Source organism: Methylotuvimicrobium sp. KM2, from assembly GCF_038051925.1.
GTDB lineage: Bacteria > Pseudomonadota > Gammaproteobacteria > Methylococcales > Methylomonadaceae > Methylotuvimicrobium.
Genome location: NZ_CP150634.1, coordinates 4,811,938 through 4,837,736, shown reverse-complemented (window position 1 = coordinate 4,837,736; position 25,799 = coordinate 4,811,938). Strand labels below are relative to the sequence as shown.

The window sequence follows — 25,799 nt, the reverse complement described above, 5'->3', positions numbered from 1 at the left end:
GAGGTGAACAGGTATTTCAGAAACACTCAACTTTAGTGTCACCTGGTTAACGCTCAAACTAATGGCAAAACTATAATGTGCGCGCTATGGTATGTCAAAAAAAATGACATATAATCGATCATATGAATTCATTGAATCAAACCGACTCCCCGCTGAAGTGGGATACGCGCCAACGCTTAGCCTTGTTGGAAGCTACTGTATTGTGGGAAGGTCGGGTGACGACTGGCAGTTTGATTCAATTGTTTGGCATTTCACGAGGGCAAGCCTCCAAGGACTTTTCGTTATATCACCAGTTAGCCAAAAGGAATCTGCTTTACGATCGAAAGCAGAAGGCCTATTTTCCGAGCGACCAATTTACACCGCATTTCATGCGTGGCACTGCAGAGGAGTATCTTCGTTTGATTGAAGCAGGCAGTTGTTTGGGACAATCGGTGGTATTACCTATCATTCCAATCGGTATCGGGGTTGAAATACTCGATCCTCCCGAACGTAAACTGGATCTTCAAATTCTTCGGATTGTGCACCAAGCTATACGGGAAAAACGGCAGATTAAAGTGGCTTACCAATCACTCTCCAGAGAACCTAGATCGCTCGTGCTCGAACCTCATACCTTAGTGTTCAACGGTTTTCGCTGGCATATCAGAGCCTATAGTCTTGAACACGAAGGCTATCGAGATTTCGTTTTGGCGAGATTCATTTCTTCGCCTGAATTATTGGAAAATGCTGAGTATTTTGTCGAAAACGATCAGGATTGGACTCAATTTGAGACCTTAGTGATTGCCCCGCATCCGGATTTGAGTCCTGAACAGCAAGCCATTATTGCCGATGATTTCGGGATGGAAGACGGCAAACTGCATTTGACGGTGCGTCGAGCTATGCGGCTTTATTATTTACGTTTGCTACACCTCGATGAATCGCCTTTAGCGCCTAAAATTCAGCAGATTGTTTGGCTTAATCGCGATCATTCAGAAACGGCCCCCAATGGTAGCGTAGTATGATTAATCCCCGCAGTCTGGTTCGGGCGCTCGATAAACATTGGGACATCATCGAATACCTGGTGGCTTTGGGACGAGAGCATATTGCGTTTGAGCGGGACGATTTATTGGCGTTGCTGCATAAAGTCTACCCACAAGACAGCCATGAACAACAACTGGAACGTTTGCAACAATTGGTCAACAGCGAATTGTTGATCGCCATGTCCCATAGTGACAGTTTGCAAATCAACGAAAACGTCAGTCAGTTTGTCAGTAGTTTAATGCATGAGCATGAACTGGGTTTATCCGACATTCTGAAAGCAAGGATAGTCGACATTCAAGCCGGATTGGAACAGTTGCATCAAGCCATGGAAAATCGAGATATGGCCGCCCTGCAAAATGGCGCTATTCGCATCGACAAGCAGCTTCGGCAAATTCTGCAACAACTTGAGCAAGACAGCCATGCGATTCAAGCCATTGCCGAACGCGCTAAATCCAGTGATGAGCGCATGCCTTTGGCGCATCGCTATCGGGAAGTGTTAGACGCTTACGACCAGTATGTCCTCCCCATGGAAGAACTGATGGATACCGGTGCAGGCGGGAATTTTTACCCGTTGCTGGAACGCGCCGAAACCGTGATGGAATCATTGGCGCAAGCATTGGCCATTCAAGGCGGCTTGTATAGCCATCAACAGATGTTGCGTCAGGTCGGTTTCAGAGTTAAGGATGTGCGCCAAAACGGTCGCGTTTCATTGAAGCAATGTACGAACACGCTGATGCCGTTACGTGAGGAAATTCGTCGGCATAATCACTTGAGTGCCGCCATTGGCCAATTGCTGGGACAGGTTCGAAAAAAAGGCCTGGATCGCACCTTTTCCGGCCAGTGTTTGCCGGTTTGGCGAAAGGAACGTTCTGTGACTGTCGCGGTAGGGCCTGAGTTATTGAACCTGATGGAACAAGTACGCGGTTATCAAGCCAAATCCGTCGATTTTCCGGAACATACAGAAGATCAACTTTTACTCACGCTGGAAAAAGTCGACGAAGACGCTATCCGTCGGCATTTGTATCGCAGCTTACCCGTTCCGGACTTGATGCGCTGGTTGGTCGAACATTACGGCACATTTCAGGATGCTACATTGCTGAAGCTTTATCACAAATTGATACGCCTGCCGGATGTTAATGCTACACCGAATCAAGAATCGGTTCGAATCACGCTGAAACAAGTCGCCATTCAACTGCACAGCCATGTCATGGAGTCGGCATGACCATTGATTTAAAACAATTAACCCAACTCCAACAGCTGTTTAAGGTGTTAAGTTCCGGCGCGCATATCAATCGGTTGCAAGATGCCGAACTTTGGCTGGACTTGGAAAAGCACTATGCATGTTATGAAAGCCTGTTCTCCGCGTTGGGATTTGTATTGGTGATGGACGGGAGAGGCTTTGCCTATTTTAAAACCGAACAAGCCAGTTCTTACACCGGCAAATTGACCCGTCGCTTGGCATTATTGTTGATGTTATTGTTCGAATATCAAGCAGACCAGGGCCTGCATTTGTTTCAGTTTCAGCAATGGCGAATCGACAGCCCTTTATTGGAAATTCTCAGCCAACATTACCACGCCATGCTGGAAGCGGAAGAGTTGGCTAGTCTACAAGCATTGAAAGATACTCTGGATCGGGCGACTCGTGTGGGTTTTGCCCTATTCGACGATGGCAGCTATCGGCTTTTGCCTGCCGTTCATCGCTATTTGGATTTGTTTGAGGAACTGGCCGAGGCAGATAAACCCGAGCTGGATCTCCAAACGTCCGTCTCTGCCGAAACCGGAGAGGACGATGACAATGAGCTACAGGAGCCTATCGCGTGAGCTTGGCACAATACGGATTTCAGAAACTGGTGCTGCTGAATAGCGCGGGCTACAGCCGCGCGGAATTGCCGCTGGATGATGCGGTATCGATCATTGCCCCGAATAACACCGGTAAAACCAGTTTGATCAACGCCTTGCAGTTTTTGCTGATTATCGACAGGCGTTTGATGGACTTTGGCGCCCATTCGATTGAAAACTCACGAAAGTTTTATTTTCCCGATAATAGCGCTTACATTTTGCTGGAAGTGCTGTTACCGACGGGCATGGCCGTTATCGGTTGCGTGGGCAAAGGATTGAGTCACGATTACGAATATTTTGCCTACCAAGGTGGTCTCGATGTGGAAGATTATCGCCTGGATAATGGCAAGCTCGTGACTCAACCCAAATTGATCGATCAACTCTTGGAATGCGGCAAACTGGCAAAAATTTATCAATCAAGCGATTTACGCGCATTGTTATACGGCAACAGACAAAAGCAACGCTCCGACGATCCCGATCTGACGATTTTTCCTTTAGAGTTTACTTCGCAGGCGGCAACCTATCAGCGTATTCTGACCCGAACTTTACGACTGGATAGTTTAGATAGCAGACAAGTGAAAGAGTATTTGCTGGAAATCTACAAGAACGAATTGCATGACCGCAGCGTCAATTTCAAGGAAGAATGGGATAAGTCGTTTGCTGATGTGAATTATGACAAATCGCAATACGATGCGGTATTTCGCAACCATGCACTCATTCTTAGCATGGAGCAGAATCAGCACAAGCGTAAGGAGTTACGTGGCAAGATTATTCTTTGGCGACCGTTGATAGAAAATGCATTGGCGGAATGGGAGGCTTATTTCAATCAACAAAGCCAAAGCATAGAGGCCGATACGGCTAAGTTGAAGTTAGAATGGGATAAAGTCGAAGCGAGGCAAAGGACAATTTACAAAGATCAAGCGCAAACCGGCGTCCAGCTCGAAAAGCAACAACAGCTTGAAAAACGCTATGAGGATTTGACGGTTCAATTCCATTTCGTTCATGATCTCGCTCAATTGGAAAAGCAGCTTGACAACCTTCAAGAGAAACGCGACGAGCAAGTCACCCGCTTAAAAAACGCCAAGAGTCAGCCAAACCCCAATACTATTCGCAACAATATAAAAAAATGCCGGCAAGAGATGGGTCAGCTTAGTCGACAATTAGCATCACTCAACAACAATTTGTATCTACTGTTGCAACAGTCACTGCCGACAGAAAGCTTCGACGCACTTATTCGTTTGCTGGCCGGTGCGGCGTTGAGTTTGCCGGTTGCAGCAGGCGGCAAGGTACAAGTACTGGATGAAAACCGCCTGCGTGCTTTCGGTCAGGAATTGGTCGATCGTATTAACGGATATCATCTCGAAGCGGCCGGATTATCGATCGACCTTGCCGCATTGGAACCCAATATGCAAATCAGGACCGCCGCCGAGCTGCAAGCCGACATCGAAGAATTGCAGCGGCAACTAACCCAGTGGAAAGAACTACTAACAACGGTTGAACAGTATGAGCAAGAAAGAGCAAAAGTAGACGAATTTGATCGAGAGCTCGCCCAGCAAAGAAAGGAGATTGAACAGTATAAGGAGCTTCTGACCTTGCGCGCCTCTGCCTCCGAACGGCAGCAGTCAATCACAGAATTGGAAAACAAGAGTCAGGCATTAGAGGTTGAAGAAGCAACACTCAAAAAGCAAAAGTCTGCCATCGAATCAAATCAAACGCGCGTAAAAAATGATCGGGAAAGTTTGAACGACCGGCACAAACGCATACATATCGCCCGCCAGCAACGCAAGGATCATGAAACGCCGTTTAACTTTTTAGAGGAACTGCCACATCTGCCCTGCATGCAGGCCGCCCGGCTTGAAATCGATCGATTGGCCGATCAGATCGAAGCTTACAACCAGGATTGTCAGCGATTGCGGGAGTTGGATAAAGAATTGGCCGAAGGTTTGATCCATTTGCATCATGACGGCGTCAGCAAGTTTCAGGTACAGGAAGGACCAGAACAGGAATTGCAAGCATTGTTCAATTACACCGCCCAACTCAAACAAGAACAGGCGGCGATCGAGCGCAAGTCACGTTCTGCCGTGGTGCAAGTGGCCGCCATCTTGAGAGACTTACGCGACAGTCTGGAAACGTTGAAACGCCGCATGACGGATTTCAATACCAAAATCAATCGCCGCCAGCTATCCGACCTCAAGGTATTCAAGATCGAGCCTCGTGAAGAAGAGGCGATCGTCAATGCAATACGAACGTTGATTTCAACGTCGGAGCAGGTTGACTCTGGCAGTTCGTTCGATTTGTTCGACCATAATGCCGTTCTTGACGACAAGGAGCTCAATAAGGCCAAAGATTTATTAATCAAGCAGGGAGAAAAATTAGGCAGTCTTAGAGTCGAGCATCTATTTCGGCTCGTCTTCGTAATCGGCAAGCAAAATCAAAATGCTGCCGAATTCGAAGAACTCGACAGCGCTGCTTCTAACGGAACAGTGTTAATGGCTAAGTTGATCACCGGTTTAGCTATGCTCAATCAAATGCAAGATCCGAGAAAAAGCATCAAAACCGCTTGTTATTTGGATGAAGCCGCTTCATTGGATCAACGCAACCAACGCAATTTAATCGAAACCGCCGCTGAATTCGGGTTTTCGTTGATTTTCGCTTCTCCCGAACCGCAAATTACCGCCCGATATTGCGTCCCAATTGGCACCAGCAACGGCAAAAACCATATCAGTCGATTGAATTGGCAGATTCTGGAACCGATAGAAGAGGCTTTAGCGTGAGTACTTTATCCGATGCGATCAAACGATTGCTGGAAAATCAGGACACGCCCAAACAATCCGATTTTTCTCCACAGCAACGAAAAGCCTTAGAAGATTTTGCACGGCGTACACGACTAATAGAACTCATCAAGCAGGGTCGAAGTACGACGTATCGAGTGCTTAATCGGCAAGGCTTATCGAGTTATTTTAAGCAGCTGCATCCTTTGTCCGAAAGCGATCTCCCGTCCGACTTGCCGGCCCGCAGCCGCAATCTGGGGATTAATCGCAATAGCAAAAAGGGTAAATCCACTCACGGGTCATATTATTTACTAATGAAAGCCTGGGCTGACGGCGCGGTTTGGCAGGACGGAAAAAACATTTTAAATGTTACGTCAGCGACACAGCAATTCGGCGCGGCTGCGTTACAGGTTAATTCAGATCAAAGCTGGCAATGTAACAGAACTTTGCTGTTAATCGAAAACCAAGCCTTATTCGACCAATCAGATTGGCTGGAAAAGGATTTCGATGGCTGTCTCATTTATTACGCCGGCCAACTGCCAGATTTACTTTTGCAATGGTTATCGCAATTTCCTCGAAGTAAACAGCTCATTTTGTTTCCTGATTACGATGGCATAGGTTTGTCGAATTATGCTCGTCTTGCTCAATCTATCCATCCTGAAACCAAAATAAGCTTTTACTGGATGCCAAACTGGCAAGAAAAACTAAAAGAATTTGGTGATACGGAAATTTGGTCACGCACTCGCATCTTATTTGAAAATGCCTACAACAATCTTAAGTCAGCGGATTTGCTGGATATTAACTTTATACAGCTCGCTGAGTTATCGCAACGTCATGGAAAAGCATTAGAGCAAGAAGCGATATGGTTGTAACCTATTTGCATCATATTGCCAGGACGATCGTCCTACGTAATTTCAGTTTTATGAGTTAAGTTAAGCAAGGCCTTGGTGCTGGCCGATAACATTGTGCTGTATTGGCTGACCATTTTCACTCCTACGATAGCTCGGCGAAGACCAATAAACGAAAATGAAAGTAAGAACATTCGATTCGACTTTTTGATTGCCATACTGATCTTTTATGCGCTTTAGAAACGGCTTCTAAAGAATTTTCCGCTTTACCATTAACTCATGCATCGTTTCCGGTTTATAAAGCTCGATCATTATTTCCAGTAATTGATTTTGTCGATCGATTTTGTTGTTGAGTTCTGAAAGTTGCTTGATTAAAGCCGAATAATCTTGAGTTTGGGCGTCACTTTGGATATTGGCATTGGCAGGATGTGATGCCAGAAAAGCGTCAATTTCGTCTTTGGAGAGATAACGGTGGCCATTGGCCGCCTTTCTGTAGGATAAGAGTCCTCTGTCCATGTAACGGTATAGGGTTTTGCGGCTGACGCCGAGCAGAGCCAGCGCTTCGCTCAACGTCACCCAAATGCTACTTTCCTGCATCAGAGACTCCATTTAAAGAACTGGACCGATATCGGAGTTTTCAGGCTGGCGCAGTAATAATATCGACTCAATCTGATAGACTTGTCTGACCCAGGTTGACCCATTATGACCTGGGTCAGCTTGAGTCACAGTATGACCTTTGACCGATCTGGGCAAAGTTGAAACCCAGATAACAGATGTGTCGCGTTGTGTCATTGTCTGTCTCATATGTTCCAGAAGATTAAAAGATTACCGGCCTGTTTAGCCGTACGTTGTGTCGCTACTGACCAAACTGACATACCTGCCTGGCTCAGGTTGACCCATTATGGCCTGGGTCAGCTTGAGTCACAGTATGACCTTTGACCGATCGGGGCAAAGCTAAAATCTAGGTAACAGGTGTGTCGCGTTGTGTCATTATTTGTCTCATATGTTGTCGCTCCAGTGCTTGATTAAGATGGCATCCAATTGATTAACGAGGTAATTAATAAAGCGTAGGCATTAATGAGTTTGCTGCTTCGTGTCTCATGTAGAATCCTGACCGACATCACCCCCTCTTAACCAATAACTACCGTCCATTAGCTATACGAAAACTTTCCCATGACCGCTGAACAATCATTTTTTGTTCAGCGGTCATGGGATGATCAAGTTAAATAAATCCAATGGTGGCCAATCGGTTAGCCTTTTGCCGTGGCACAAAATCTTCAGGAAAGACTGAAATTTTTCCATCTTCGGCAGTATTTCTCAACGCGGCTTTCCCGCACGCGGCAATCAGTTCTCGTTGCAGCAATCGAGGTTCTAATCGACTCAGGATGATTTTTTCAACCAGTGGCGACGACAAATGCTCACTGAATTGACTTCCCCAAGTATGCTGCTGTCTGATAGTGTCATAAATCGATTGTAAAACAGCTTTCATCTGTTCCTTGTTGGGTGGATTGACTTCGAGAATGGTGAAGCGAGAAAGAATGGGTTCGGCAATCAATTCACAGTGATTGGCGGTCGCCACCCAAACGACATAAGAACAGTCAGTCGCAATCTCCAATCCTTCGTCAACGAAGGTTGACGCGGTTTCTTTCTCCAATAATTGATATAGCGAACCCAAAGGGTCATAACGTTTGTCCCCACCACATTTATCGATTTCATCCAACATAATCAGCGGGTTTGCCTTGAGGCCACGAGCTAGGGTTTCGACAATTCGGCCGGGTTTCCCATCCGCCCAATTCGACGACATGCCGCCCAACACAAAACCTGCCGTAATGCCGGAAAAGCTGACGAATTCAAAATACGTATCGATGATTTTGGCTAATGCACGGCAGAATGCGGTTTTTCCAACCCCAGGGGGGCCTGAAATCAATAGGGGATTGGCGGTGAACGTTGGCGATTCGTTCATCAATGCCAGCGCAAATTGCTCTCGGTAAAATTCAATTACATTGACAAAGTTTGGAAATTTCAGTGCTAAGTCGTCGAGCTTGCTAAAAATGTCTTTAGACAACCGACTGAGCGGCAATAAACCCAACGAATCTTCGAGATAATGCAAATACCTTTGATGATTTCGGTACAAATTACTTTTACGATCATGAAGGCTCAGCATTTCATCCATTTTGACCGTATCAAAAACCTGTACTAAGGCAGATATCTGATTCGGATCGAATTGCTCATGCTTAGCGGATAATGAATGATTGAGGGCTTTATTTTTCAAATAATGTCGAAGGAAATGGTTTCGGTTATGAGTATACATTCAAGTACTCCGGGGTCTTTAATCGGCCTGTAGTAATCCGATGACTGATTCGTTCTTAAATCGAACGGATCAGTCACTGAAACGTATGGTTAATTGATTCGATTGAAAATCTGAGCGCTGCTTGAGGTTTGTAATTTGGCCCAATGGTAATAGACCGGGGCCTCATCAAAAGCCTTGTTACGTGCAGACAATGCGGTACTGTACTGATCGGCCATTTTTACCAGCAGGGTGCCGGGCAATCTTGGAAACTTCTCGTAACGCGGTGACCAACTCAGCATTTGCCTCAGCGCGTAAGCGCCTGACGACCATTGCTGTTGTAACCGGATCAGTGCCGGTTCCAGCACTGTCAGTGTCAGCACTTCATGAGCTACAGACGGATTGTCATTGCCCGGCTGCATCGTCACGATTTTGCCGGCGTCATGTAATAAGGCTGCCGTGATAGCTAGTGCGGCTTCTTTAGGATTCAAAGTATTGTTAGCAACTTGAGCCACCCATTCAGCACACTCCACGCTGTGTATCAATAGACCTCCGGCATGACTATGATGATGGCTGTGACTAGCGGCAACCCGAACAAACGGAATACTAAAATCCGGTTGGGCGAAAATCTCAAACATCCAATCCCTCAGGCAACTAACGGGCAAACTCCGTATAACCAGCCATAAGCGCTCTAATGCGGCCACGTCAGCAGTTTCGAAATACATGCGTTCCAACCATTCCGGTGAATAACATGTCTGATTGTAATACCATGCACGAATGAAATGATGTGTCTTGCTATCAGTGACCAGAAGAGCTCCGTCGGCGGAAGGAACTTGATTCAGATTTTGAGTTATGACATCAACTCTGTTTTCTAACTCGACCCGGATAACCTGACCTACCTCAGGTAATGATGGTATGTTTTCTGCGCGCCATTTGCATCGCAGCAGCTGCCCGTTAACCCGTTTCAACAACAGAAAATGCATTTCGCCTGAATCCGTATGGCGTTTCAGTAGAGCCTCGACTGAACCTACTAGCCACACTGATTGTTTGGTAGAGAAAGCTGTTGTATCAGCACTTCTTAGATGATCTGGCCTATTGCGCGTTGTGACGTGATTTATTTTAGTAACAATCATCACACGTTCCCCCTTATGTGATCTGTAAGATTATCTAGTCGGCAAACCAAGTAATTGAATAAAGCACTACTATCTAAAAACTGCATACTGCTTAATTCTGTGCGAACCCATATGCTCAAAGCCACCTGATTGCTCAGTTCTTTCGGCATTCCTAACGCGGGCGCTATTGGTATTGCATCGTCTATAGCCAAGGCATAACACAGACATCCCAATAGATGCTGAAAATTCTGAGGTCGGTTGAGATCCGGCTCGATATTAGGCAATTTATGATTGTGTGTTATTTCAAGCCCAGGCGAATACGGATGGCTTGATGAATGCTGCTGTTTTTTTAAGCGCTGAACTTGTGTGACTACTGTATTCATGCGACACCGTCCTGGTCGGCATTTAAGCTGGCAGCCAACAGCCGTTCAAATGCCGAACCGTCCTTTCGGGTCAGATTAGGCACATAACGGGAATAAACGCGGAATAACATTTCCGTGGTGGTGTGCCCCATTTGACGGGCAATCCACTCCGGATTTTCACCAGATGCCAGCCATAAGGTCGCTGCAGTATGGCGAGTCTGGTAGGCTTTACGTCGGGGAAGCTCCAAATAGCGTAATAAAGGATGCCAGACTCGGCGCGAAACATTGTTGTATTCCAATGGTTGACCGGCCCGGTTCACGAACACATAATCAAACTTGCCGCCGGTCACCTGCCATTGTTGCAGCAAGGCGTCATAAACTGGCTGCGACATTTCGATTTCCCGTTGCGAACCATCTGTTTTAGTGGTTTCCACCCGCTTCATCACCCAGGTTTCCCGGATCAGGATCTGACGACGTTCAAAATCCACATATTTCCATTTAAGGCCATCGATTTCAGCGGTCCGCATGCCGGTAAAAAAGCGAACTGTGTAATATGGCTTAAAATCGGCTCGAACATTAGCCAAAATCAGATTCACCTCTTCCAGTGAAAACGGATCGATATGCGACTTGGGTTTTTTTAACGGTTTAATTCCACGGAAAGGTGAAGTAAAATCGAATCGGTCAGCTGCTTCATTAAGGACCATCCGAAGAATCTTCAGGTACTTGTTGATGTATTCGGCGGATAACTGATTGCCATTTTTGCGCGTTACTTTGGCGAGCGAGGCGCGAAACTTCAAAATATCGGCTTTAGTGATGTGGCTGACCTCCATTTCTCCGAACCAGTCCATGATCCGATCGTTCAACATCCGATTTACCGTCACCTGATGAGAATGACGCCAACCAACCTGCATTTCGTCATACCATTCTGCAGCGAATTCCTTAAACTTGGGCTTGGCATTACCGCTTAGAATCTTATTTCGGGTTTCCAGATGTTCAAACTTGGCAACCATCGAGCTATTCGGAAAATAATTTCGGTAATCAAAGATGCCCAACGTGATTTCAGCATCAATTTTATCCATCACCTTCTGTAAACGATTACGGTTTGTTTTGTTATCGTCCAGCGTAGTCTGTTCACGGCAGCGGGTATTCTGATACTTAAAGTCAAAGAACAATTTACCGGTCTCTTGGCGCACGCGGATACTACCCATGACAAACACCTCCTTGGCTCAAAGGAATGGCAAAATCGGATTGAACCTGAGTCATATCGTGTTCGATATGCTCCCAGATAAAAAGAATCTTGCGTCCTCCAAAAGGACGAACATAATGGCGGCCTTCCAGCAAAACACTATCCTTTAGGACATTGCGGATCGTACGAGCATCGTATTTTATTTTTTCCGATAATTCGGCAGTGGTTAAATAAGTTAAAGACATAACGCCTCCTATCTGATATTCTGAATGATAAAAAGTTATTCAAGATGGTTAAATTTCATCTTGAATGTCATTTTAAGGCTCAAAATATCATTTTGCAAGCATTTATTTCATTCTGAATGAAATATTTTTACTTTGGATGAATTATGATCAAGTGCCATTTATCAGAATTAATGGGCAAGAAGAAGCTAAAGATTGCTGATTTAGCGAGAGAAACCGACTTACACCGCAACACGATTACTCTTCTCTATAGAGAAGAAGCAGCTCGCGTTGACTTAGAAACAATGGATAAGCTGTGCAAATACTTCAATTGCACTGTTGGGGACCTTTTCGAATTTTTTCCTGATGATTCAAAATAAAAGAATGATCAGAGAAACATTTAGCGATGTAAGCCCTATGCTTAAGTAAGGAGAATATTGCCCTCACTTATGAGCAAAGATCATTCTTCAGGTAACTAACGTCGATAAAGAAGATAATCGGATCTGTACTTTCTAACACTTAGAGATGCCTTGAAATCCAAACGCAAAGCCGCCGAAAGCGACCTGACCGATTTGCACTTCGGCCTTGGCGCTGCGGTCCGGAATGCGTTTGGCTTGCACGAGCCTGGAAGCATATTGTTTTCCTCGTGCGGCACGTCTTACCCGAACGATGCTTTCGGAGTGATTAGTTTGGAGTTATGGAGAAAACTGCAGGATGGCAGCCCTACAATAAGCTAGCGTGCCTGCGTTATTTTACGGTGCCGGTAGACCGTTTTACTACACCTCTATCTGTAGTTTCTTGATTTCATAAACGGCATTTCGTGACCTTATCCGCTAATTTTTTCTCGAATTAATTGACCGTATAAATTCACTTTTTCTCAGATTAAGTGACTTTATAATGTTGTAAAAAGGAGCCATTCGGATGATGAAGATCAATTGGCGCTACCGACCCAAAACAGCCTGTCAACCATACGAATTCCTTTTGACCGGTGTTATTCTTAAAGCAGACAGAGATTTAGAATCCAGCACCGCTTTAAGCTTTACCTTGTTAAGAAATGATCTGGCTTAATGGTCGGATTTCGTAAATCCGCCGTTTCAATTCATCACAAACTCGCAATAGATTTTTACTGCACCGGCATCTTGTCTTAGCAGACCTCTCATTCCAAGTTTCGCTAAACAGTCATGCAGTTGGGATTTTCTGTAACTATCCCGAACTGAATCGGTAAGGCTGTCATTCCGATTGCCCTTGTTTAGATTATCCAAAGACTTAACGACATTTATCGGAACCTTGGAGTCCTTTTTATCCTCACCCACAGTTCCTAAACGGGTGCCGAATTCCCTGCGCATTGCCGTCACCCGCACCTTGTTTTTGCGGCTTTGCATATCTTTCCGATCGACAGAACAGCGAAAATAAGAGTCGTCGAAAAACACGCAATCCGGAGAAATAGACAGCCTGAACCAACGGTCCTTTTGGTTTTCAATCACGATTTCCGTCGAGCCCTTGAACGCCTCGGCCAGTTCGACAAGTTCGGTCTGTAACTCGCAATCGTCCTCCACTTCTATCCAACCGTATGGATTCAGCATGATAGAGGCATCTTTTTCAACAAAGGAAAATTCGCGCAAATGCGCGGCTAAACCCAATAACAGCGATAAGCTTGATTGATCCAGCGACAAGTCAATCGCCGATTCCTTGCCCGGTGCGCCGGCGCAAATCGGTTGGCTTTCATTTCCCGGTAATACGATTCGGTATTTTGCCGGATCTTGGCAATTGAGATAATTCGTTTTGAAACTGTCGTCCAAATCGTCCAGAGCCGCTTTCAAGCGCTCCCTGTTGTCGTCAAAATCCTTGTACAGCGCTTCGATAAAGGCGGTTTTTCCGTCCCGCGTTTGGCCTTGCGCCATTTCATCGAGCGTAAACCATACGAGTTGTTCGTCTTCGGTAATCTTTTGCTGCAAATAGCAAAAGCCTTCCAAGGTCAGTTCAATAGAAAAAATCTCCAGAAAATAGTCGGTCAAGGCGTGGTTTGATTTGGCACCTTGCACTTGTCGATAAGGCTTTAAAGCTCGCCAGGGACGAAATAAATAATGTTGTTCGTATTCCAAACCGACTTCTTCCAATAATTCCCTTTTCAGCGTTTTCGCCAACGCCGACTGTATCGATGTACGATCCGCCGATTGCAAGAGCCGTAATTTGGCTTGACTATCGCCATTGAAACCAATGAAATCATTTTGATTGACGCGACCTCCGATTAGGCCGTAATTTCCCGAATTCTTTTCATGGCGGGTTTTATCCTCGCGATGAAAAAACAGCACCTTGCCTTCATGCTTGATCACGCTCCAGGCGACATGAATATAACGAACCGGCTCTGCTTGTTGCTTCAGATGACGATCGTTGCGGCGATTCTCGATGATCTGCAAGACTTCTCGCTGGCGTTCTAGCTTGCTGGAATCCACGTCCCGGGTATTCCAGAAATTCGGCTCGAAATAGCGCGAATCCGAATCGCTTAGGGCCGTCAACACGGACAAAGCCATCAACTGGGCCGGGAAAGAAACGAAACACCATTCACCGCGTTGCAAGGCATCGATATTCAAAACCGCCAAGGTATCGAGCAGCGCTTCGCACCAATTGACCGTATTTTCGGCAAGCTTCCGATCCAGATGTTGTTTTTGGCACAGCGCATTGATCAAGTCGCAGCGGTTGACGCTGTAATGATCGCCTTCTTCTTCGGCGAAGCGGGGTAAGTGCGGAAGCAAGGATTTTATGACTTCCGCGATTGAGTGTTTTTCTGAAATGCGCATAGCCGGTTTTTAAACAGGCAACATATTGAAAAAAGGGTAATGGTTTTTCCAGCGGTAGGTATGAAAATCCCGTTTGTCGGTACTCAAAATTCGACTGTGTCCCAAAGATTCGGCCAATAGCACCAAAGACGCATCCGCAAAATCCATCGGCAAATCGGCATACTGCTGCATCAGCGTAACGATCCGGTCTTTGTGTTTAGCATCATTGATCTGAAAAACCGAGAATGCTTCTTGGCGGTAACTTTCGACAAAAGCCAACATCGATTGAATGCCTCGTCGTTTGAGCAGCAAATGACATACTTCGGTAATTACCGGATAAGTGGTAATCAACGGCTCATTAATCGTAGATAAGGCTTCGAGGGCAGTAGCGTGATGATGATCATCGGGATTGACCAATGCCACCCAAAAACCGCTATCGGTCATCATCATGTCTTATCGCCCCAATCGAGATAATCCTTATAATTTTCCGATAAATCCGCGGCATCCGGCATGCTGGCGAGAAAACCGGTATCCTTCAAAATAGACAAAATTCTTTGCCCCTCCACTTGTTCGATACAAGGATGATCGGGCGCGGTGTTGGCCGGTTTAGCCGACTTCTTCAGCGATAACACATAATTCAATGTCGCTTCGACTTTATCCAGCGGCAACGTGTGGATTTCGTTCAACACCGCTTGTTCAATTTCAGTTCTGTTCATGATGAATTTTCTCCCCCTCGTTACCGTTAAGCCACATCAAGCATTTTATTCGCATCGTCCTTGCCTGATGTCAGTGGCGGCAATGCCTTCTTTGCCGCCTCGATTAACAACCCCGGCTTTTTCCAACTCGCTGATGAGTTCTCTAATTTTCGTATGTCTTCAGCCCCCAATCGACATCCTCTCGTATGAACTGTTCGCTTATAGCGTCATGATGCGATTCCAGATAACGCCGCATCGCTTCGGCGATCAATTCGTCGATATTGGCGTTCCAACCTTGTTGCACCAAATATTGGGCTTGCTGCAACAGTTGATCGGGGATTTGGGTTTGCAGGGCGGTCATGATTTAGTCTCCGGAAAGCTTGGGCGATAAATATGCCTGGCAAGTTCGAAAATAAAGTTCGGTTCTTTGTAATCGAAATATTTGAATTGGTATTTCAAAACTGAGAATGTTTTGATTCGATCTTCGTTGGGTGGAAGGTACACACCGCCTTTCGAAGTTAAAAACCAAAACGCTTGATAGAGCCCCTTGATAAAAAATTCGCTTTCAATAGTGTTGTCTTTGTTTTTCTGCAGATTATTCAATGCGTCATGAAAATTAATGGCTTGCCATGTATTGCCGGTTTTTTTCAGTGTGTTCGCATAGTTTTCAATCAATGGAAGCTGTCTGTCGCTGTGATCGCTGCCGCATTTCTTCGACATCTCCGATTCATCAAGAGGGCGATCGAACAGGCTTAACAGATGTCGCTCATAAGGCAACACCTTATCCCCCAACTCGAACATTGCCCGCATATTGACGATGAACAAATAAGCCACATCCGGGGCTTCCAACTGTTCGAAAATCTTGCTGTGAGCAGACCAATTACGGGTCATTTTCATGATCCACGAAAATGCGTACAATTCATTCTGCCTATCAAGCCGCTGCGGTTCGGCCGCCTCCCATTCGTGGGCCAACGTTCGGGTCAAAAGTTTATAAAAAACCGCCGGTTGTTCCGGTTCGCGCAACGGTAAAAAATTAGCCAGCACGTCTAAATAATCGTGAACATCGTCCAAGCCGGGCTGTTTTTCCGTTTCATTGATGAACCGCTTAAAGCGATAGCGGCCTTCGGGATGATCTTTTAGATGACGGCAAGCTTCGATAATGCCGCGCCGTAATCTTGAATAAGGATTTTGATAATGGTCTTTGGTCCAGTGCTGCACGAACGGATCGGCCTTTTCGTAGATTTTCGGCAAGACGATTTTAGCGGTCTTGAATGCTTTCAAAATCGATTCGGTCTGATTGGCGTGATTGGAGCAAAATAAAATATGCTGTTTGGGAAAACCCATCTCAACGACCAGTTTCGTGTAAAGATAGAAACCTGCAATTTTTTTCAATTCGCTGCATGCGGTTTTCCAAGCCACTTCATTAGCCGTTTCGTCCTCCTGCTTTTGATAATTTTCGAAGGTCTCTAACAAATGCAAAAACTCTTCGTTAGTTACATCTTTATAAGCGATATCGGGAGGATAAGCAGGCAAGTCGATGTCTAGAATAATGTAATCGACTTTTTTGTCCAGATCCGAGGTAATAAATTCCAGGCCATCCTGTAGCGTCAATTCAATAAAGACGCCCTGGGCTTTCATGTTTTTTTTCAGCGCCCGTTTATCTTCATCGAACAAGCTAACGTTGAATACGCTTCCTAACACATTGCTTGCGGTTGCCTTAGGATCGCCTTCAAAATCCTCGACCCATAAAAAATAGCTCATGCATTATCCCTCAATCGGTTTTTAAAAGTTCATTGGGTATACCGAATTCCAACACAAAATCATCCAGCGGTTTGGGTTTACTAAACTGGCTGCCGGTCTTTCTGGCCAATGCCGACAAAAAAACATGGCCTTTACCGCTGCCTTTTAGCCTGGAACGTTCGTTTCGAATACTGGGATTGCGGCAAATCAACCAGTGATGAATGCCTCGCTCGGTCCATTCCAATCGCACCGGTTGCCGATCGGCTGACGAGTAATACTTGAACGCATTGACCAAAATCTCGTTCAGCAAGATGGTCAAGAACGATTCGGTGATGCCGTATGCTTTGAATTGTATATCGGTGCGCTCGAATCCGTGCAATTCCAACTTGAAAAAACGTTCCTCGATCCAAGACAATCGCTGTTCGAGCGTCGCCGACCGGTTCAACAAATCGGCATAGCTTTGTTCCCAATCGGTTTGTAGTTGCCGTTCCAGTTCATAGTGTTCTTCATTCCAGATTTTGCGGCTGATATCGGAGCCGCACAAACCATGCGATTTGGCGTAACTCGTATAATGCTGCTGAATTTTTTCGGCGCCGGAAACCGAAAGCAAGTGCATCATGATCATGTTCAGCGTTTTGTCGAAAACCGGCAACAAACCGCTATCGCCCTGCATATCCTGCATTAGCCGGTTTTTAAGTACGGTTTCATCGGTGGAAATGATGCTGAACACATCCAGCAAACCGCGCATGGTTTGAGCGGCTTGGGCATACAATTTCGGTTGATTTTCGTGCGTGGTATTGTAGATGATCGCATCCAAAGGACTGCGGAATTTATGCGCGAACATGGACATCATGTCTTCCAGTTCTTTTTGAGCGTCCTGTAATTGTTTGTTTGTTACTTCGAGTTGTTTGTTTTTTATATCTAGTTCTTCTGCTTGATCAATAGCTTTAATACAAACGTGTTTAAAGTTTTGATCTAAGTAAGGGACAATTTCGAAGATTTTTTCAACGAATTCTTTTGCTAAATCATATTCTTTATTATCGATAAAAACAGATAGCCTTAAAGGTAAGAATCTTTCTGCACCAGCAGATTCGGGTGACAATGACTTTACGACATCAAAATTTGTTTGATCAGTTAATTTTGAGTTATTGTTCAACCAGTTGTTAGCATCACTATGACCACGCATGGCAGCATCATTAAACCACTCTAATGCGAGTTCATAGTTCTGTTCTACCCCTTTTCCATCAAGATAGCAGCAAGCCGTCAAAAACCCAGCTTCTGAATTACATTCAGAAGCTTTTTTATAGCAATCAAAAGCAACTTTATCGTTCTGTTCAATGCCTATGCCATGAGAATATAAATGTCCTAAAAGTAAATAGGATTTAGTGTATTCTTTGTTAACTGCTTTTAAAGTCCATTCTTTGGCGAGTTCAAAATTTTGCCCAACACCCACACCATCATAATAACAACGTGCTAACGAATATTCGGCATAAACAAGACCTTGTTCGGCAGCTTCTTTAAACCATTTAAATGCTAGTTCAACGTTTTTTTCTATACATTTACCTTTACAATAACATAGTGCTAAACAATACTTAGCAAGCACAAAACCCTGTTCAGCAGCCTTTCTAAAACACTCAAAAGCTAGTTTAGCAATACCGCAATCCTCATTAGTCTCACTCTCATTCAGCCATAACTTAAGAGCAAAATCCATTGGATCAACTGTTAAATCAAGAGGTTTTCTTCGTTCACGTAAAATATCCATAATATCACTATCTATTTTCATTTGACTTCCAAACTCAGTCTGTATTTGTTTTTCAAGTCTATGATAATAGTAAAGTCCCAATGTAAATTGAGCGTTTGCAAGACCTCCCAAAGCAGATTTTTTAAGCCATTTGAGAGACAGATCCTGATTTCCGTCAATTCTTACATAGCAATAAGCTAAGTCAAATTGTGCTTGAGCATCGCCCTCATGAGCTTTTTGTTTCAGCGCAGTAAATGATACGTTGTTTTGTTCAATCATGATCTTGTCCTTGGTTTTTTGATTCTTGTACTACAGTCATTGGCTATGACTTAATGTTTTATCGGTCTATCAGGCTAACGAGTTGTTTTAAAAATCACCGTTCAACAAATTCAACCTTAACCGGCATGTTCAAATCCTTGCCGATTTCTTCAATTAACGCGGTCGCATTGTGTTTGTTGACATGCGTCGTAATGTACCAACCATCACAACGTTTCTGCGTTTGATAGCCGTTCGCCGGCGTTCTGGCGATGAGCGGGACGGCGCTCAGCGTTTTATTCAATTTAGCCACCCGCTCCAATTTGAAAATCCTCAAGGTCTTCACGAAGGTTTCGGCAATCGTGGCTTCCTCGATGATTTTACCGGCGATGGTGACTCTCAATCGACTGCGGGAATTGCGCGGGCGGCGCCGGGCTTTTTTATGTCCAGCACTTTCCTGTGATTTTTGTTTGAAGTGAGACTCGAAATGACTCAAGCAAGTTTTGATTTCCAGCTCCAAGGATTGCAAACGTAAGCAATGCTCGCTGGCGGCGGAAACTTGATCGAAGTTCCCGGCCATAGCCGCTTCGGCCGTTGCGATTTTCAAATCGTCGCCGGCTTTGCCGATAACGGCGAACAGTTCGTTGAATTTTTGATGGACGGTTTCAGGCAGTCTGTTCATGTTGTCGTTCTCCTGCGGTTCGTTCGGTTAAACGGCATTGCATGGTCGGCAATGCCGTCGCTTATATTCTCAATCGATACATTAAATTACTGGTTTGAACGGGTTTGTATCGGTAAATAAAGGCTTGCGCCCGCCGTGCCGTTCGTTTCAACTTGGCGTGTAGTATCTTCGAAAGATTCGCCGCTGTAATGGGAAAACTGTGGGAATTTTTTGCTGATTAGCAAATAGTCGTTCGAGCTGATTTAAATGAACAGATTTGCTCATGCCTTCCAATCAAATGGTTCAGCCGCTTTTTGACTGTATTTTACGCATGTCTTTGCACGCACAAATCAAACAGCTTGCCTATCGATTACCGGAATGCCTGAATCAAGATCAGCATCGCCTCAAATGCCAACTCTCTAAACCCTTTTGCAGCGAAAATTAACGAATCAGATTTTGAACAACCAACAAGCGATGTTATTTCAAATCAATATTTTAAAGACGCCTGCAAGAAGATTTTGATGGAGAACTGTAGGAAAGTTCGGATTAGATAGATAAATAACTGGCTGGTTTAGAATTGATAGCAGCTGTTGGGTTACGTGAGAAATAACACCACTGGTTGGTAGCTTTTGGCCGGTAGTAAGCTTTCAACGTTAATAAGTCAGCGTCCGCTTTGGTTTTGTTGACCATAAAATACGAAAGAAAAAACGATCATTTTTATTACCTATTTCGGTAAAGAAAAGCACTGTGTTTTCAATAATAAGTTATAAAATTCAGTTTTTATAGCTTTCATAAAACAGCTCATCTGTTTTCCTGTTTTTGGGCAACCGATAGAATCAATTAAAGTGAGAATTTCCAGGCTATAAAATCATTTAATGTGAGCAGGATAAAAGTCAGGTACAGTTAATGTGAGAAAAAGTGCACTTATAGAATCAAATAATCCGAGATGAAAATCCCGGATAAGTGCAAGAAAAACTGATTATGAAATCAAGAAACTACCTCTATCAATCGCCCCTCATCAAAGCCGGGCGCCGGTGATTTTGGATAACCGCGCGGATTCGACACGATCCGAACGCCGGCGATTTCATAATCCACCAATTTATGGATATGGCCGTGGCACCACAGGTCAATGCGGTGCGATCGGTCGGCGATAAAATCATCCAGCGCAGAGGCATAGGCGTAATCGACGATTTCCATGGAGCGTAGCGAGGGAGCATGATGGGTTACCACCACCGTTTTTCCGTCATGCGCTTCGGCTAATTGCCGGTCCAGCCAGCGCAGCGAATCCTGATGCAGACAATAGGCGACGGCCGGGGAAAAATAACGCGGCTCAAACCCGAACAGCGAATCGGTGGTTCGCCTCATCAGCGAGGTCGCGCGATCGTAGTGGCCGGGATTTTGCCACCATGTTTTGCAGGTGATATAGCGATAGTCGGTCATGGTCGACTGCGCATCGTAAACCGCTGCTGGCGAATAGCGGTTAAAGTCGGTCCACAATGTGCAGCCTAAAAACCGCACCCCGTCAATGACCACGCCGTCATTCTCCAGAAAATGGATGCCCAGCGCCTCCGCAGTCGCCCGCAATTCATCGATGATGCTCAGGTCGTTGTCATAAAATTCGTGATTGCCGGCGACATAAATGATTTCATGGTTGGCAAATCGCCTCCGGCCCCATTCCAGGCCATTGCACCCTTCGCCAATATCGCCGGCAAGAATCACGACATCCGCGGCATCGGGATAATCGAAACGCAGACACCGGTAATCGACGGACAGGTCGAACCGCCGGTGCGCGAATTCGGTATGAATGTCGGAGATTAAAAAAATTTTCATGCTCAAGTGCTCCCTGACCAGTAGTCGGCCGTCACGTCACGCTCGTGGACGGCTTGGTTTAGAGCCCTCCAATACTGCCACACATACTCGGCAAAGACATGGAGCCCCGGTTGTCCCACCAAATGGTAATGCCGCCCGGAGCGCGTACTGAGGGTCATCGTCGCGGGATCGAACGCCTCGATCGCGGTGCTGACCCGCCCTCTGCCGGTTGCCCTATTGAGGCCCACCACATGGTGAGTGACCTCTTCCATGAGGTTTTCAGGCAACCGGCAAACGACGGCCCGGATCGTCCAGTCGCAGACTTCGGCGTACTCGCCGTCTTGCGGCGGCTCGACTTTATAAATCATCCAAAACCCTGCCCGTGTGCTGGTCGATGCGGCCGGCATAGCGGTTGATCAGGTCGACGCGGCCGGCCGTTTCCTCGTTCCCGCCTGAATATGACACCTTGAGCTTGCCGTTTTTGACGGCCACGAGGAAACGGGCCGGCGGGCGGCCGTCGATTTTGGCATAATCGGACTCGGCTTTTTCTAAAATCAATATCAGGCGCGACCATCCCGGCCCCAGACCATAAACCGGGGTAACCTCGATTTCATAATCCGTCTCGATGTTGTCTAAGTTTCGATCTTTCGCATGCTCGGCGCACTTGGTGGAGACCCAGCCGCCATTGTTGTAAACCGAGCCCGGCGCGCCGCACGCCTCGCAAATCGAATACGACAACTCCTCGGCCAGCCGTGCCGCACCATAGCAATAGGCGTCGCCGCCGCCGTAATAGAACCGCAGGCCGCCGAATTTTTCTTTTACCTGCCTGGCGTGAGCGTCCGGACAGCGCCGGGTGATGATATCCGATACCGCATCGATCAGTTCGTACCAGCCGTCGTGAGTCTCGAAACCGAATCGCATCAATGTATCCTCGGGCCGCGAATACAATGCGGGATACTTTTGAAACAGTTTTTCTTGTAACATTCTTTTCATGGTTTTCTCCTCCGGTTGTCTGTTGTCGGGCGCAAACAGCCGCGCCTCAATGCCTTAGCGCACAAACCCTATTGTGTGCCGCTTGTTCTTTTCGCTGTCCCGGATGTCTTCGGGCAGCAAATAGTTGCGGGCTTCCCTCGCCGCAAACCCGAAGGCTCCCTCTACGAGTTTCCGGACTTTCCGGGGTGGGTGCGCGCACAATAACGCCATCGTGTCCGGCCGGATCTCGCTATCGAAATAAGCGCCGGAGGGGTGTTCGGCCAAAAAGCGCCGGTAAATATTATTCACGACCGCCGTCATCTGCGCAGGCGTCGGCTTTTCGACCCCGAACACCGTAAACCGATCGACAATGGGCTTCTCGATCATATCCAGGTCGTTCGCAGACGCCACCCAAAGGATATGGGACGCGTCGAATTTGATCTCCGGCACCGACAGGTCGTAGAAATTACGGGCCTGCCTCGGCTCCAACAATTGGTGCAGGGCGGACAAAGGCTTATATTTGTCGTACTGGCCGCCGGCCTTGTCGATCTCATCGAGCATGATGATCGGATTCGCGACCGTCCCGAAAACCAGCGCGTCGAACAACCTGCCCTGGTGGCTATTGCTCCAATATCGCTCGGAGCCCGCCAGCGTCGAGTTGGTTTGAGAGTTGCCGATATTGATCGCTATGAATTCGCCGGCAACAGCCTCCGCGAGTTGGTGCAGGTACTCCGTTTTACCGATTCCCGGCTCGCCGACCAATAAAACCGGCGCCGACCGGATGACTCGGTCGCCGATATCCGACAGCGCAAATTGCGAACGCAGAAACTCGGTGACGTCTTTGAAATTCGGGAATCTGGCGTCCAAATCATCGCAAACCGAGCGCCAGTCATCAGGAATTGGCGTCAACGGTTTGTCCGGCTCGGTTTCGCGTAAACTAGAGATCAAAGCCTTAGCCCGGCTTGACTGGTCCCGAGTCGCAGTTGAGCACGTCTTTTCCAGTAGATCGATATCGGCGGCCTTGAAAATCGCGGCCTTAACCGCTTGCTCCACGGCGCTGTTTTGCACTTCATCCGGCGGCGCATCGTCGTTGATGGCATCGGCGCAATCCTCGCCCGACTCATTTTCTTCCGCCGGACAAGCCTCGTCCCACGGCTCATCGCCATCGATTGCCTCGTCGCAATCCTCATCCTCATCAGACACTTCCAAACCGCTTTCCTCCACGAACCCGAACGGGTGGCTGGATTCCCATTCCAACTGCAGGCACGGCAGGCAAATCTCAATGGTGCGGCTCCGGAACGGTCCCGACCTGGCTTTCAGGAACGCGATCAGTTCCGGCGTCATTTCGCAGGTATCCTCGTCAAACGGGTTTACCGTCACTAGCTTATCGCCGCAGCGCGGGCAAAGCCGTTCCGCCCATTTGCCCGTCATGTGTATCGCGTGCCTGATCGCCTGGGATTTCGCCGCGCTACATTGACGAGGCTCAATGAATACATGGATTTTGCGCCGCGTGGGCCCTTGTTCTTCCTCCTGCTCGATGATGCGTAAAAAATCGAGCGGCGGGTTTTTACCCAAAATGTCCTCGATATTCTGCAGCAGTTGGTCAACCAGCTCGATATAGCCACTGGAAACGTGGATCCGCCAAGACAATGTCCATGGGAATCGGACTAAAAGCGTATTGCGCGCGCAGTCCGGTTCGAATGGCTCATCTACCCAGACCGCACCGGGCTTAGATGATTGTGTTGTTGAGTGCATGCCTGATCTCCTTCGTGAGTTGCGAAATAAAATATACGCGCTCGACAACAAAAAAACAAGTTCACATTTAAGTTAAATGATTATAATTTTTTTCAGCAATCAACCCACCGCAATGATCTCATCGAGGCCTTATAAAAAAACAAGATCACATGATAAAATTCCTGTCCCACCGCATTTTTTTGCAGGCTTTTTCCCAATGCATCAATTCATATTCGATCTCATCACCGCCCGAGGCTGGTCCATAAGGCATCTAGGTGAAATGACCAATCTCAGTTATTCGGGCATACGCGATCACCTGAAGGGCCTTCCGCACAGGCTTTCCGATGATCGGTTAAATCGGGTCCATCAATTACTGAATCTTGATCACAGAGGTCTTTTACAACAGAACAGAATTTATACTTGGGGCGTTGAGGCAAGCCCTTTGCCCTTGGCGGCATTGAATCGGGTTTTTAGAGTGACCACCGAATTGGTGACTAACACAACGAATGCCCAGCCAAAATCAGGCGCCGACCCCTATAAATTCACGGCGACTCCGATCCTGGGTGGCGACGTGAAAGGCCTGCCTGCGGCATTCTGGGTGTTCAATTGGCAGGAGATCTATGTTGTCGTCAAATGGAAGCTACCCAAAAGCAAAACGCTGAAAAAGACCCCCAATTATTACGTCCCGAAGGACTCGGACCGTCAGTCGCTGGAAATAAACCCCAATATAGAAGAGACGTCTTTCGTCACTTGGGCACCCGGTATGGAGTTAAGTCCTAAAAGAATAAGCGGCATACAGCTGACACCGGCTGAGCTGAATTGGTTATCCGATGTCGATACGGAAGCCCCTGACTCTCTAAGCAAACTCAAAGAACTGCTGCAAAAGAAACCTACCGAAGATCGGTTATGGGCCACGAAAAGTTCGAAGCGCGTCGATTGGACCTGGGATTTGTTGCTGCTGGCCTTGCGCGACCGGTATGAAAGCCCTGAAGAGGCGGCTAAAAAGCTTAAGCTATAGGGCGATTGTTTTGGAGAAGACTCAGGATGACTACTAGCAAAGGAACGCTGGTTCGATGGCTTGATGACAAGGGGTACGGGTTTATAAAGCAAGTTAATGGCGAACCGGATATTTTCATCCACATTTCGGCATTGAAGGGCATGAGCCGTAAACCGGTCATTGGCGATGTCATTCATTACCGGGTCGGCTTTGACAAAAGCGGCAAGACTTGCACAACCAATGCCAGGATTAAAGGTGTCAGCCAGGCTTTGAACTTGGCCGCATTTGAAGGACGTAAGATTTTTAAGCCTTCCTCGGCCAGAGTAAAGCCGCACAGAGCTAAGGCGAACTTTAGCATGCCGAAAAGCGCTTTAACCCATTCCCAATTTTTATTGCCATTGGGATTGCTGCCGTTGCCTACAAAGAGACTTCAAAGCGTCATGGCTTCTCAGTGCCGGCAGAATTTATTCCAATTGAGTAACCAACCCGAGAAACAAACTCAACGGTTCCAATGCGAGGGCAAGGTGTATTGCTCCCAAATGACTTTGTACGAAGAAGCGGTTTTTTACCTTCGCAATTGCCCAAACACCAAGCTAGATGGCGATGGAGATGGCATTCCTTGCGAACGGCAATTTAACCGGTAATCAAATTATTTATGCAGATATTATGAAAAGAAAGACCCTGAATTTAATTACAGTTCTTTGTGGCTTTATCAATCTGTGTGCTCTCAGTCCCCTCGTAAGCTCGCCAAAATGACTGGTTGGAATGTCTTAAA

The 25,799-nt window shown here is 46.5% G+C and carries 25 protein-coding genes and 1 pseudogene; 9 read left to right on the top strand and 17 right to left on the bottom strand.

Going from position 1 to position 25,799, the window contains the following annotated elements:
- Positions 1 to 122 precede the first annotated feature (122 nt).
- From WJM45_RS20425 to WJM45_RS20405, 5 genes are all read left to right on the top strand, one after another.
- Positions 123 to 998: a WYL domain-containing protein gene (locus WJM45_RS20425; protein ID WP_341326851.1), complete on the top strand. Its 876-nt coding sequence runs from the start codon at positions 123 to 125 to the stop codon at positions 996 to 998.
- Positions 995 to 2,239, top strand: coding sequence for a hypothetical protein (locus tag WJM45_RS20420; protein WP_341326850.1), 1,245 nt, complete (start codon positions 995 to 997; stop codon positions 2,237 to 2,239). Before WJM45_RS20425 ends, WJM45_RS20420 begins: the two co-directional genes overlap by 4 nt.
- The gene (locus WJM45_RS20415) at positions 2,236 to 2,838 is read left to right on the top strand and encodes a hypothetical protein (RefSeq protein ID WP_341326849.1); all 603 of its coding nucleotides are present in this window, start codon (positions 2,236 to 2,238) and stop codon (positions 2,836 to 2,838) included. Before WJM45_RS20420 ends, WJM45_RS20415 begins: the two co-directional genes overlap by 4 nt.
- Positions 2,835 to 5,630, top strand: coding sequence for a hypothetical protein (locus tag WJM45_RS20410; RefSeq protein ID WP_341326848.1), 2,796 nt, complete (start codon positions 2,835 to 2,837; stop codon positions 5,628 to 5,630). The genes WJM45_RS20415 and WJM45_RS20410 overlap by 4 nt, the downstream gene beginning before the upstream one ends.
- A gap of 203 nt (positions 5,631 to 5,833) precedes the next feature.
- A complete protein-coding gene (locus WJM45_RS20405; RefSeq protein ID WP_341326847.1) occupies positions 5,834 to 6,499 on the top strand; it encodes a hypothetical protein in 666 nt (221 codons plus the stop codon).
- Positions 6,500 to 6,724: 225 nt separating this feature from the next.
- On the opposite strand, the gene WJM45_RS20400 is transcribed toward WJM45_RS20405, so the two are convergent.
- From WJM45_RS20400 to WJM45_RS20375, 6 genes and pseudogenes are all read right to left on the bottom strand, one after another.
- A complete protein-coding gene (locus WJM45_RS20400) occupies positions 6,725 to 7,072 on the bottom strand; it encodes a helix-turn-helix domain-containing protein (RefSeq protein ID WP_341326846.1) in 348 nt (115 codons plus the stop codon).
- A gap of 625 nt (positions 7,073 to 7,697) precedes the next feature.
- Entirely contained in the window at positions 7,698 to 8,786 is a 1,089-nt protein-coding gene (locus tag WJM45_RS20395) for an AAA family ATPase (RefSeq protein ID WP_341326845.1), read from the bottom strand.
- Positions 8,787 to 8,875: 89 nt separating this feature from the next.
- Positions 8,876 to 9,361 (bottom strand): annotated as a pseudogene (locus WJM45_RS20390) (HD domain-containing protein); the annotation flags it as partial.
- A gap of 533 nt (positions 9,362 to 9,894) precedes the next feature.
- Positions 9,895 to 10,257, bottom strand: coding sequence for a hypothetical protein (locus WJM45_RS20385; RefSeq protein ID WP_341326844.1), 363 nt, complete (start codon positions 10,255 to 10,257; stop codon positions 9,895 to 9,897).
- The gene (locus WJM45_RS20380; RefSeq protein WP_341328984.1) at positions 10,254 to 11,444 is read right to left on the bottom strand and encodes a DUF3596 domain-containing protein; all 1,191 of its coding nucleotides are present in this window, start codon (positions 11,442 to 11,444) and stop codon (positions 10,254 to 10,256) included. Before WJM45_RS20380 ends, WJM45_RS20385 begins: the two co-directional genes overlap by 4 nt.
- Positions 11,437 to 11,667 (bottom strand): hypothetical protein, encoded by a 231-nt coding sequence (locus WJM45_RS20375; RefSeq protein ID WP_341326843.1) that lies wholly within the window; start codon positions 11,665 to 11,667, stop codon positions 11,437 to 11,439. The genes WJM45_RS20380 and WJM45_RS20375 overlap by 8 nt, the downstream gene beginning before the upstream one ends.
- A gap of 143 nt (positions 11,668 to 11,810) precedes the next feature.
- Between WJM45_RS20375 and WJM45_RS20370 the strand changes: the two genes are divergently transcribed.
- Positions 11,811 to 12,023 (top strand): helix-turn-helix transcriptional regulator, encoded by a 213-nt coding sequence (locus WJM45_RS20370; protein ID WP_341326842.1) that lies wholly within the window; start codon positions 11,811 to 11,813, stop codon positions 12,021 to 12,023.
- 150 nt (positions 12,024 to 12,173) lie between these two features.
- The gene (locus WJM45_RS20365; protein ID WP_341326841.1) at positions 12,174 to 12,380 is read left to right on the top strand and encodes a DUF6794 domain-containing protein; all 207 of its coding nucleotides are present in this window, start codon (positions 12,174 to 12,176) and stop codon (positions 12,378 to 12,380) included.
- A gap of 357 nt (positions 12,381 to 12,737) precedes the next feature.
- Here WJM45_RS20365 and WJM45_RS20360 read toward each other — a convergent pair whose 3' ends face one another.
- From WJM45_RS20360 to WJM45_RS20310, 11 genes are all read right to left on the bottom strand, one after another.
- Positions 12,738 to 14,441, bottom strand: a complete 1,704-nt coding sequence (locus WJM45_RS20360; RefSeq protein WP_341326840.1) for an NUDIX hydrolase — start codon at positions 14,439 to 14,441, stop codon at positions 12,738 to 12,740.
- A gap of 9 nt (positions 14,442 to 14,450) precedes the next feature.
- Positions 14,451 to 14,870, bottom strand: coding sequence for a PIN domain-containing protein (locus WJM45_RS20355; protein ID WP_341326839.1), 420 nt, complete (start codon positions 14,868 to 14,870; stop codon positions 14,451 to 14,453).
- Positions 14,867 to 15,136, bottom strand: coding sequence for a hypothetical protein (locus WJM45_RS20350; RefSeq protein ID WP_341326838.1), 270 nt, complete (start codon positions 15,134 to 15,136; stop codon positions 14,867 to 14,869). The genes WJM45_RS20355 and WJM45_RS20350 overlap by 4 nt, the downstream gene beginning before the upstream one ends.
- Positions 15,137 to 15,278: 142 nt before the next feature.
- On the bottom strand, positions 15,279 to 15,476 hold the full coding sequence (locus tag WJM45_RS20345; RefSeq protein ID WP_341326837.1) for a CopG family transcriptional regulator: 198 nt from the start codon (positions 15,474 to 15,476) through the stop codon (positions 15,279 to 15,281).
- Positions 15,473 to 16,876 carry a hypothetical protein gene (locus WJM45_RS20340; protein WP_341326836.1) on the bottom strand — a complete coding sequence of 468 codons (1,404 nt, stop codon included), beginning with the start codon at positions 16,874 to 16,876 and terminating at the stop codon, positions 15,473 to 15,475. The genes WJM45_RS20345 and WJM45_RS20340 overlap by 4 nt, the downstream gene beginning before the upstream one ends.
- A 10-nt stretch (positions 16,877 to 16,886) precedes the next feature.
- The gene (locus tag WJM45_RS20335; protein ID WP_341326835.1) at positions 16,887 to 18,875 is read right to left on the bottom strand and encodes a tetratricopeptide repeat protein; all 1,989 of its coding nucleotides are present in this window, start codon (positions 18,873 to 18,875) and stop codon (positions 16,887 to 16,889) included.
- A gap of 94 nt (positions 18,876 to 18,969) precedes the next feature.
- The gene (locus WJM45_RS20330; RefSeq protein ID WP_341326834.1) at positions 18,970 to 19,533 is read right to left on the bottom strand and encodes a hypothetical protein; all 564 of its coding nucleotides are present in this window, start codon (positions 19,531 to 19,533) and stop codon (positions 18,970 to 18,972) included.
- 966 nt (positions 19,534 to 20,499) lie between these two features.
- Positions 20,500 to 21,342 carry a metallophosphoesterase gene (locus WJM45_RS20325; protein WP_341326833.1) on the bottom strand — a complete coding sequence of 281 codons (843 nt, stop codon included), beginning with the start codon at positions 21,340 to 21,342 and terminating at the stop codon, positions 20,500 to 20,502.
- A gap of 2 nt (positions 21,343 to 21,344) precedes the next feature.
- A complete protein-coding gene (locus WJM45_RS20320) occupies positions 21,345 to 21,689 on the bottom strand; it encodes a hypothetical protein (protein WP_341326832.1) in 345 nt (114 codons plus the stop codon).
- Positions 21,679 to 22,314, bottom strand: coding sequence for a hypothetical protein (locus WJM45_RS20315; protein WP_341325737.1), 636 nt, complete (start codon positions 22,312 to 22,314; stop codon positions 21,679 to 21,681). The genes WJM45_RS20320 and WJM45_RS20315 overlap by 11 nt, the downstream gene beginning before the upstream one ends.
- 54 nt (positions 22,315 to 22,368) lie before the next feature.
- The gene (locus WJM45_RS20310) at positions 22,369 to 24,048 is read right to left on the bottom strand and encodes an AAA family ATPase (protein ID WP_341326831.1); all 1,680 of its coding nucleotides are present in this window, start codon (positions 24,046 to 24,048) and stop codon (positions 22,369 to 22,371) included.
- 196 nt (positions 24,049 to 24,244) lie between these two features.
- On the opposite strand from WJM45_RS20310, the gene WJM45_RS20305 reads away from it, so the two are divergent.
- Positions 24,245 to 25,045 carry a hypothetical protein gene (locus WJM45_RS20305; RefSeq protein ID WP_341326830.1) on the top strand — a complete coding sequence of 267 codons (801 nt, stop codon included), beginning with the start codon at positions 24,245 to 24,247 and terminating at the stop codon, positions 25,043 to 25,045.
- 26 nt (positions 25,046 to 25,071) lie between these two features.
- Positions 25,072 to 25,668 carry an excalibur calcium-binding domain-containing protein gene (locus WJM45_RS20300; protein WP_341326829.1) on the top strand — a complete coding sequence of 199 codons (597 nt, stop codon included), beginning with the start codon at positions 25,072 to 25,074 and terminating at the stop codon, positions 25,666 to 25,668.
- The last annotated feature ends 131 nt before the right edge of the window (positions 25,669 to 25,799 follow it).

What these genes read in the sequence shown, in the direction of transcription:
- WJM45_RS20425 (WP_341326851.1), top strand. Translation starts at nt 123, where the DNA reads ATGAATTCATTGAATCAAACCGACTCCCCGCTGAAGTGGGATACGCGC.
- WJM45_RS20420 (WP_341326850.1), top strand. Translation starts at nt 995, where the DNA reads ATGATTAATCCCCGCAGTCTGGTTCGGGCGCTCGATAAACATTGGGAC.
- WJM45_RS20415 (WP_341326849.1), top strand. Translation starts at nt 2,236, where the DNA reads ATGACCATTGATTTAAAACAATTAACCCAACTCCAACAGCTGTTTAAG.
- WJM45_RS20400 (WP_341326846.1), bottom strand. Translation starts at nt 7,072, where the DNA reads ATGCAGGAAAGTAGCATTTGGGTGACGTTGAGCGAAGCGCTGGCTCTG.
- WJM45_RS20395 (WP_341326845.1), bottom strand. Translation starts at nt 8,786, where the DNA reads ATGTATACTCATAACCGAAACCATTTCCTTCGACATTATTTGAAAAAT.
- WJM45_RS20385 (WP_341326844.1), bottom strand. Translation starts at nt 10,257, where the DNA reads ATGAATACAGTAGTCACACAAGTTCAGCGCTTAAAAAAACAGCAGCAT.
- WJM45_RS20380 (WP_341328984.1), bottom strand. Translation starts at nt 11,444, where the DNA reads ATGGGTAGTATCCGCGTGCGCCAAGAGACCGGTAAATTGTTCTTTGAC.
- WJM45_RS20375 (WP_341326843.1), bottom strand. Translation starts at nt 11,667, where the DNA reads ATGTCTTTAACTTATTTAACCACTGCCGAATTATCGGAAAAAATAAAA.
- WJM45_RS20370 (WP_341326842.1), top strand. Translation starts at nt 11,811, where the DNA reads ATGATCAAGTGCCATTTATCAGAATTAATGGGCAAGAAGAAGCTAAAG.
- WJM45_RS20360 (WP_341326840.1), bottom strand. Translation starts at nt 14,441, where the DNA reads ATGCGCATTTCAGAAAAACACTCAATCGCGGAAGTCATAAAATCCTTG.
- WJM45_RS20355 (WP_341326839.1), bottom strand. Translation starts at nt 14,870, where the DNA reads ATGATGATGACCGATAGCGGTTTTTGGGTGGCATTGGTCAATCCCGAT.
- WJM45_RS20350 (WP_341326838.1), bottom strand. Translation starts at nt 15,136, where the DNA reads ATGAACAGAACTGAAATTGAACAAGCGGTGTTGAACGAAATCCACACG.
- WJM45_RS20345 (WP_341326837.1), bottom strand. Translation starts at nt 15,476, where the DNA reads ATGACCGCCCTGCAAACCCAAATCCCCGATCAACTGTTGCAGCAAGCC.
- WJM45_RS20340 (WP_341326836.1), bottom strand. Translation starts at nt 16,876, where the DNA reads ATGAGCTATTTTTTATGGGTCGAGGATTTTGAAGGCGATCCTAAGGCA.
- WJM45_RS20335 (WP_341326835.1), bottom strand. Translation starts at nt 18,875, where the DNA reads ATGATTGAACAAAACAACGTATCATTTACTGCGCTGAAACAAAAAGCT.
- WJM45_RS20330 (WP_341326834.1), bottom strand. Translation starts at nt 19,533, where the DNA reads ATGAACAGACTGCCTGAAACCGTCCATCAAAAATTCAACGAACTGTTC.
- WJM45_RS20325 (WP_341326833.1), bottom strand. Translation starts at nt 21,342, where the DNA reads ATGAAAATTTTTTTAATCTCCGACATTCATACCGAATTCGCGCACCGG.
- WJM45_RS20320 (WP_341326832.1), bottom strand. Translation starts at nt 21,689, where the DNA reads ATGATTTATAAAGTCGAGCCGCCGCAAGACGGCGAGTACGCCGAAGTC.
- WJM45_RS20315 (WP_341325737.1), bottom strand. Translation starts at nt 22,314, where the DNA reads ATGAAAAGAATGTTACAAGAAAAACTGTTTCAAAAGTATCCCGCATTG.
- WJM45_RS20310 (WP_341326831.1), bottom strand. Translation starts at nt 24,048, where the DNA reads ATGCACTCAACAACACAATCATCTAAGCCCGGTGCGGTCTGGGTAGAT.
- WJM45_RS20305 (WP_341326830.1), top strand. Translation starts at nt 24,245, where the DNA reads ATGCATCAATTCATATTCGATCTCATCACCGCCCGAGGCTGGTCCATA.
- WJM45_RS20300 (WP_341326829.1), top strand. Translation starts at nt 25,072, where the DNA reads ATGACTACTAGCAAAGGAACGCTGGTTCGATGGCTTGATGACAAGGGG.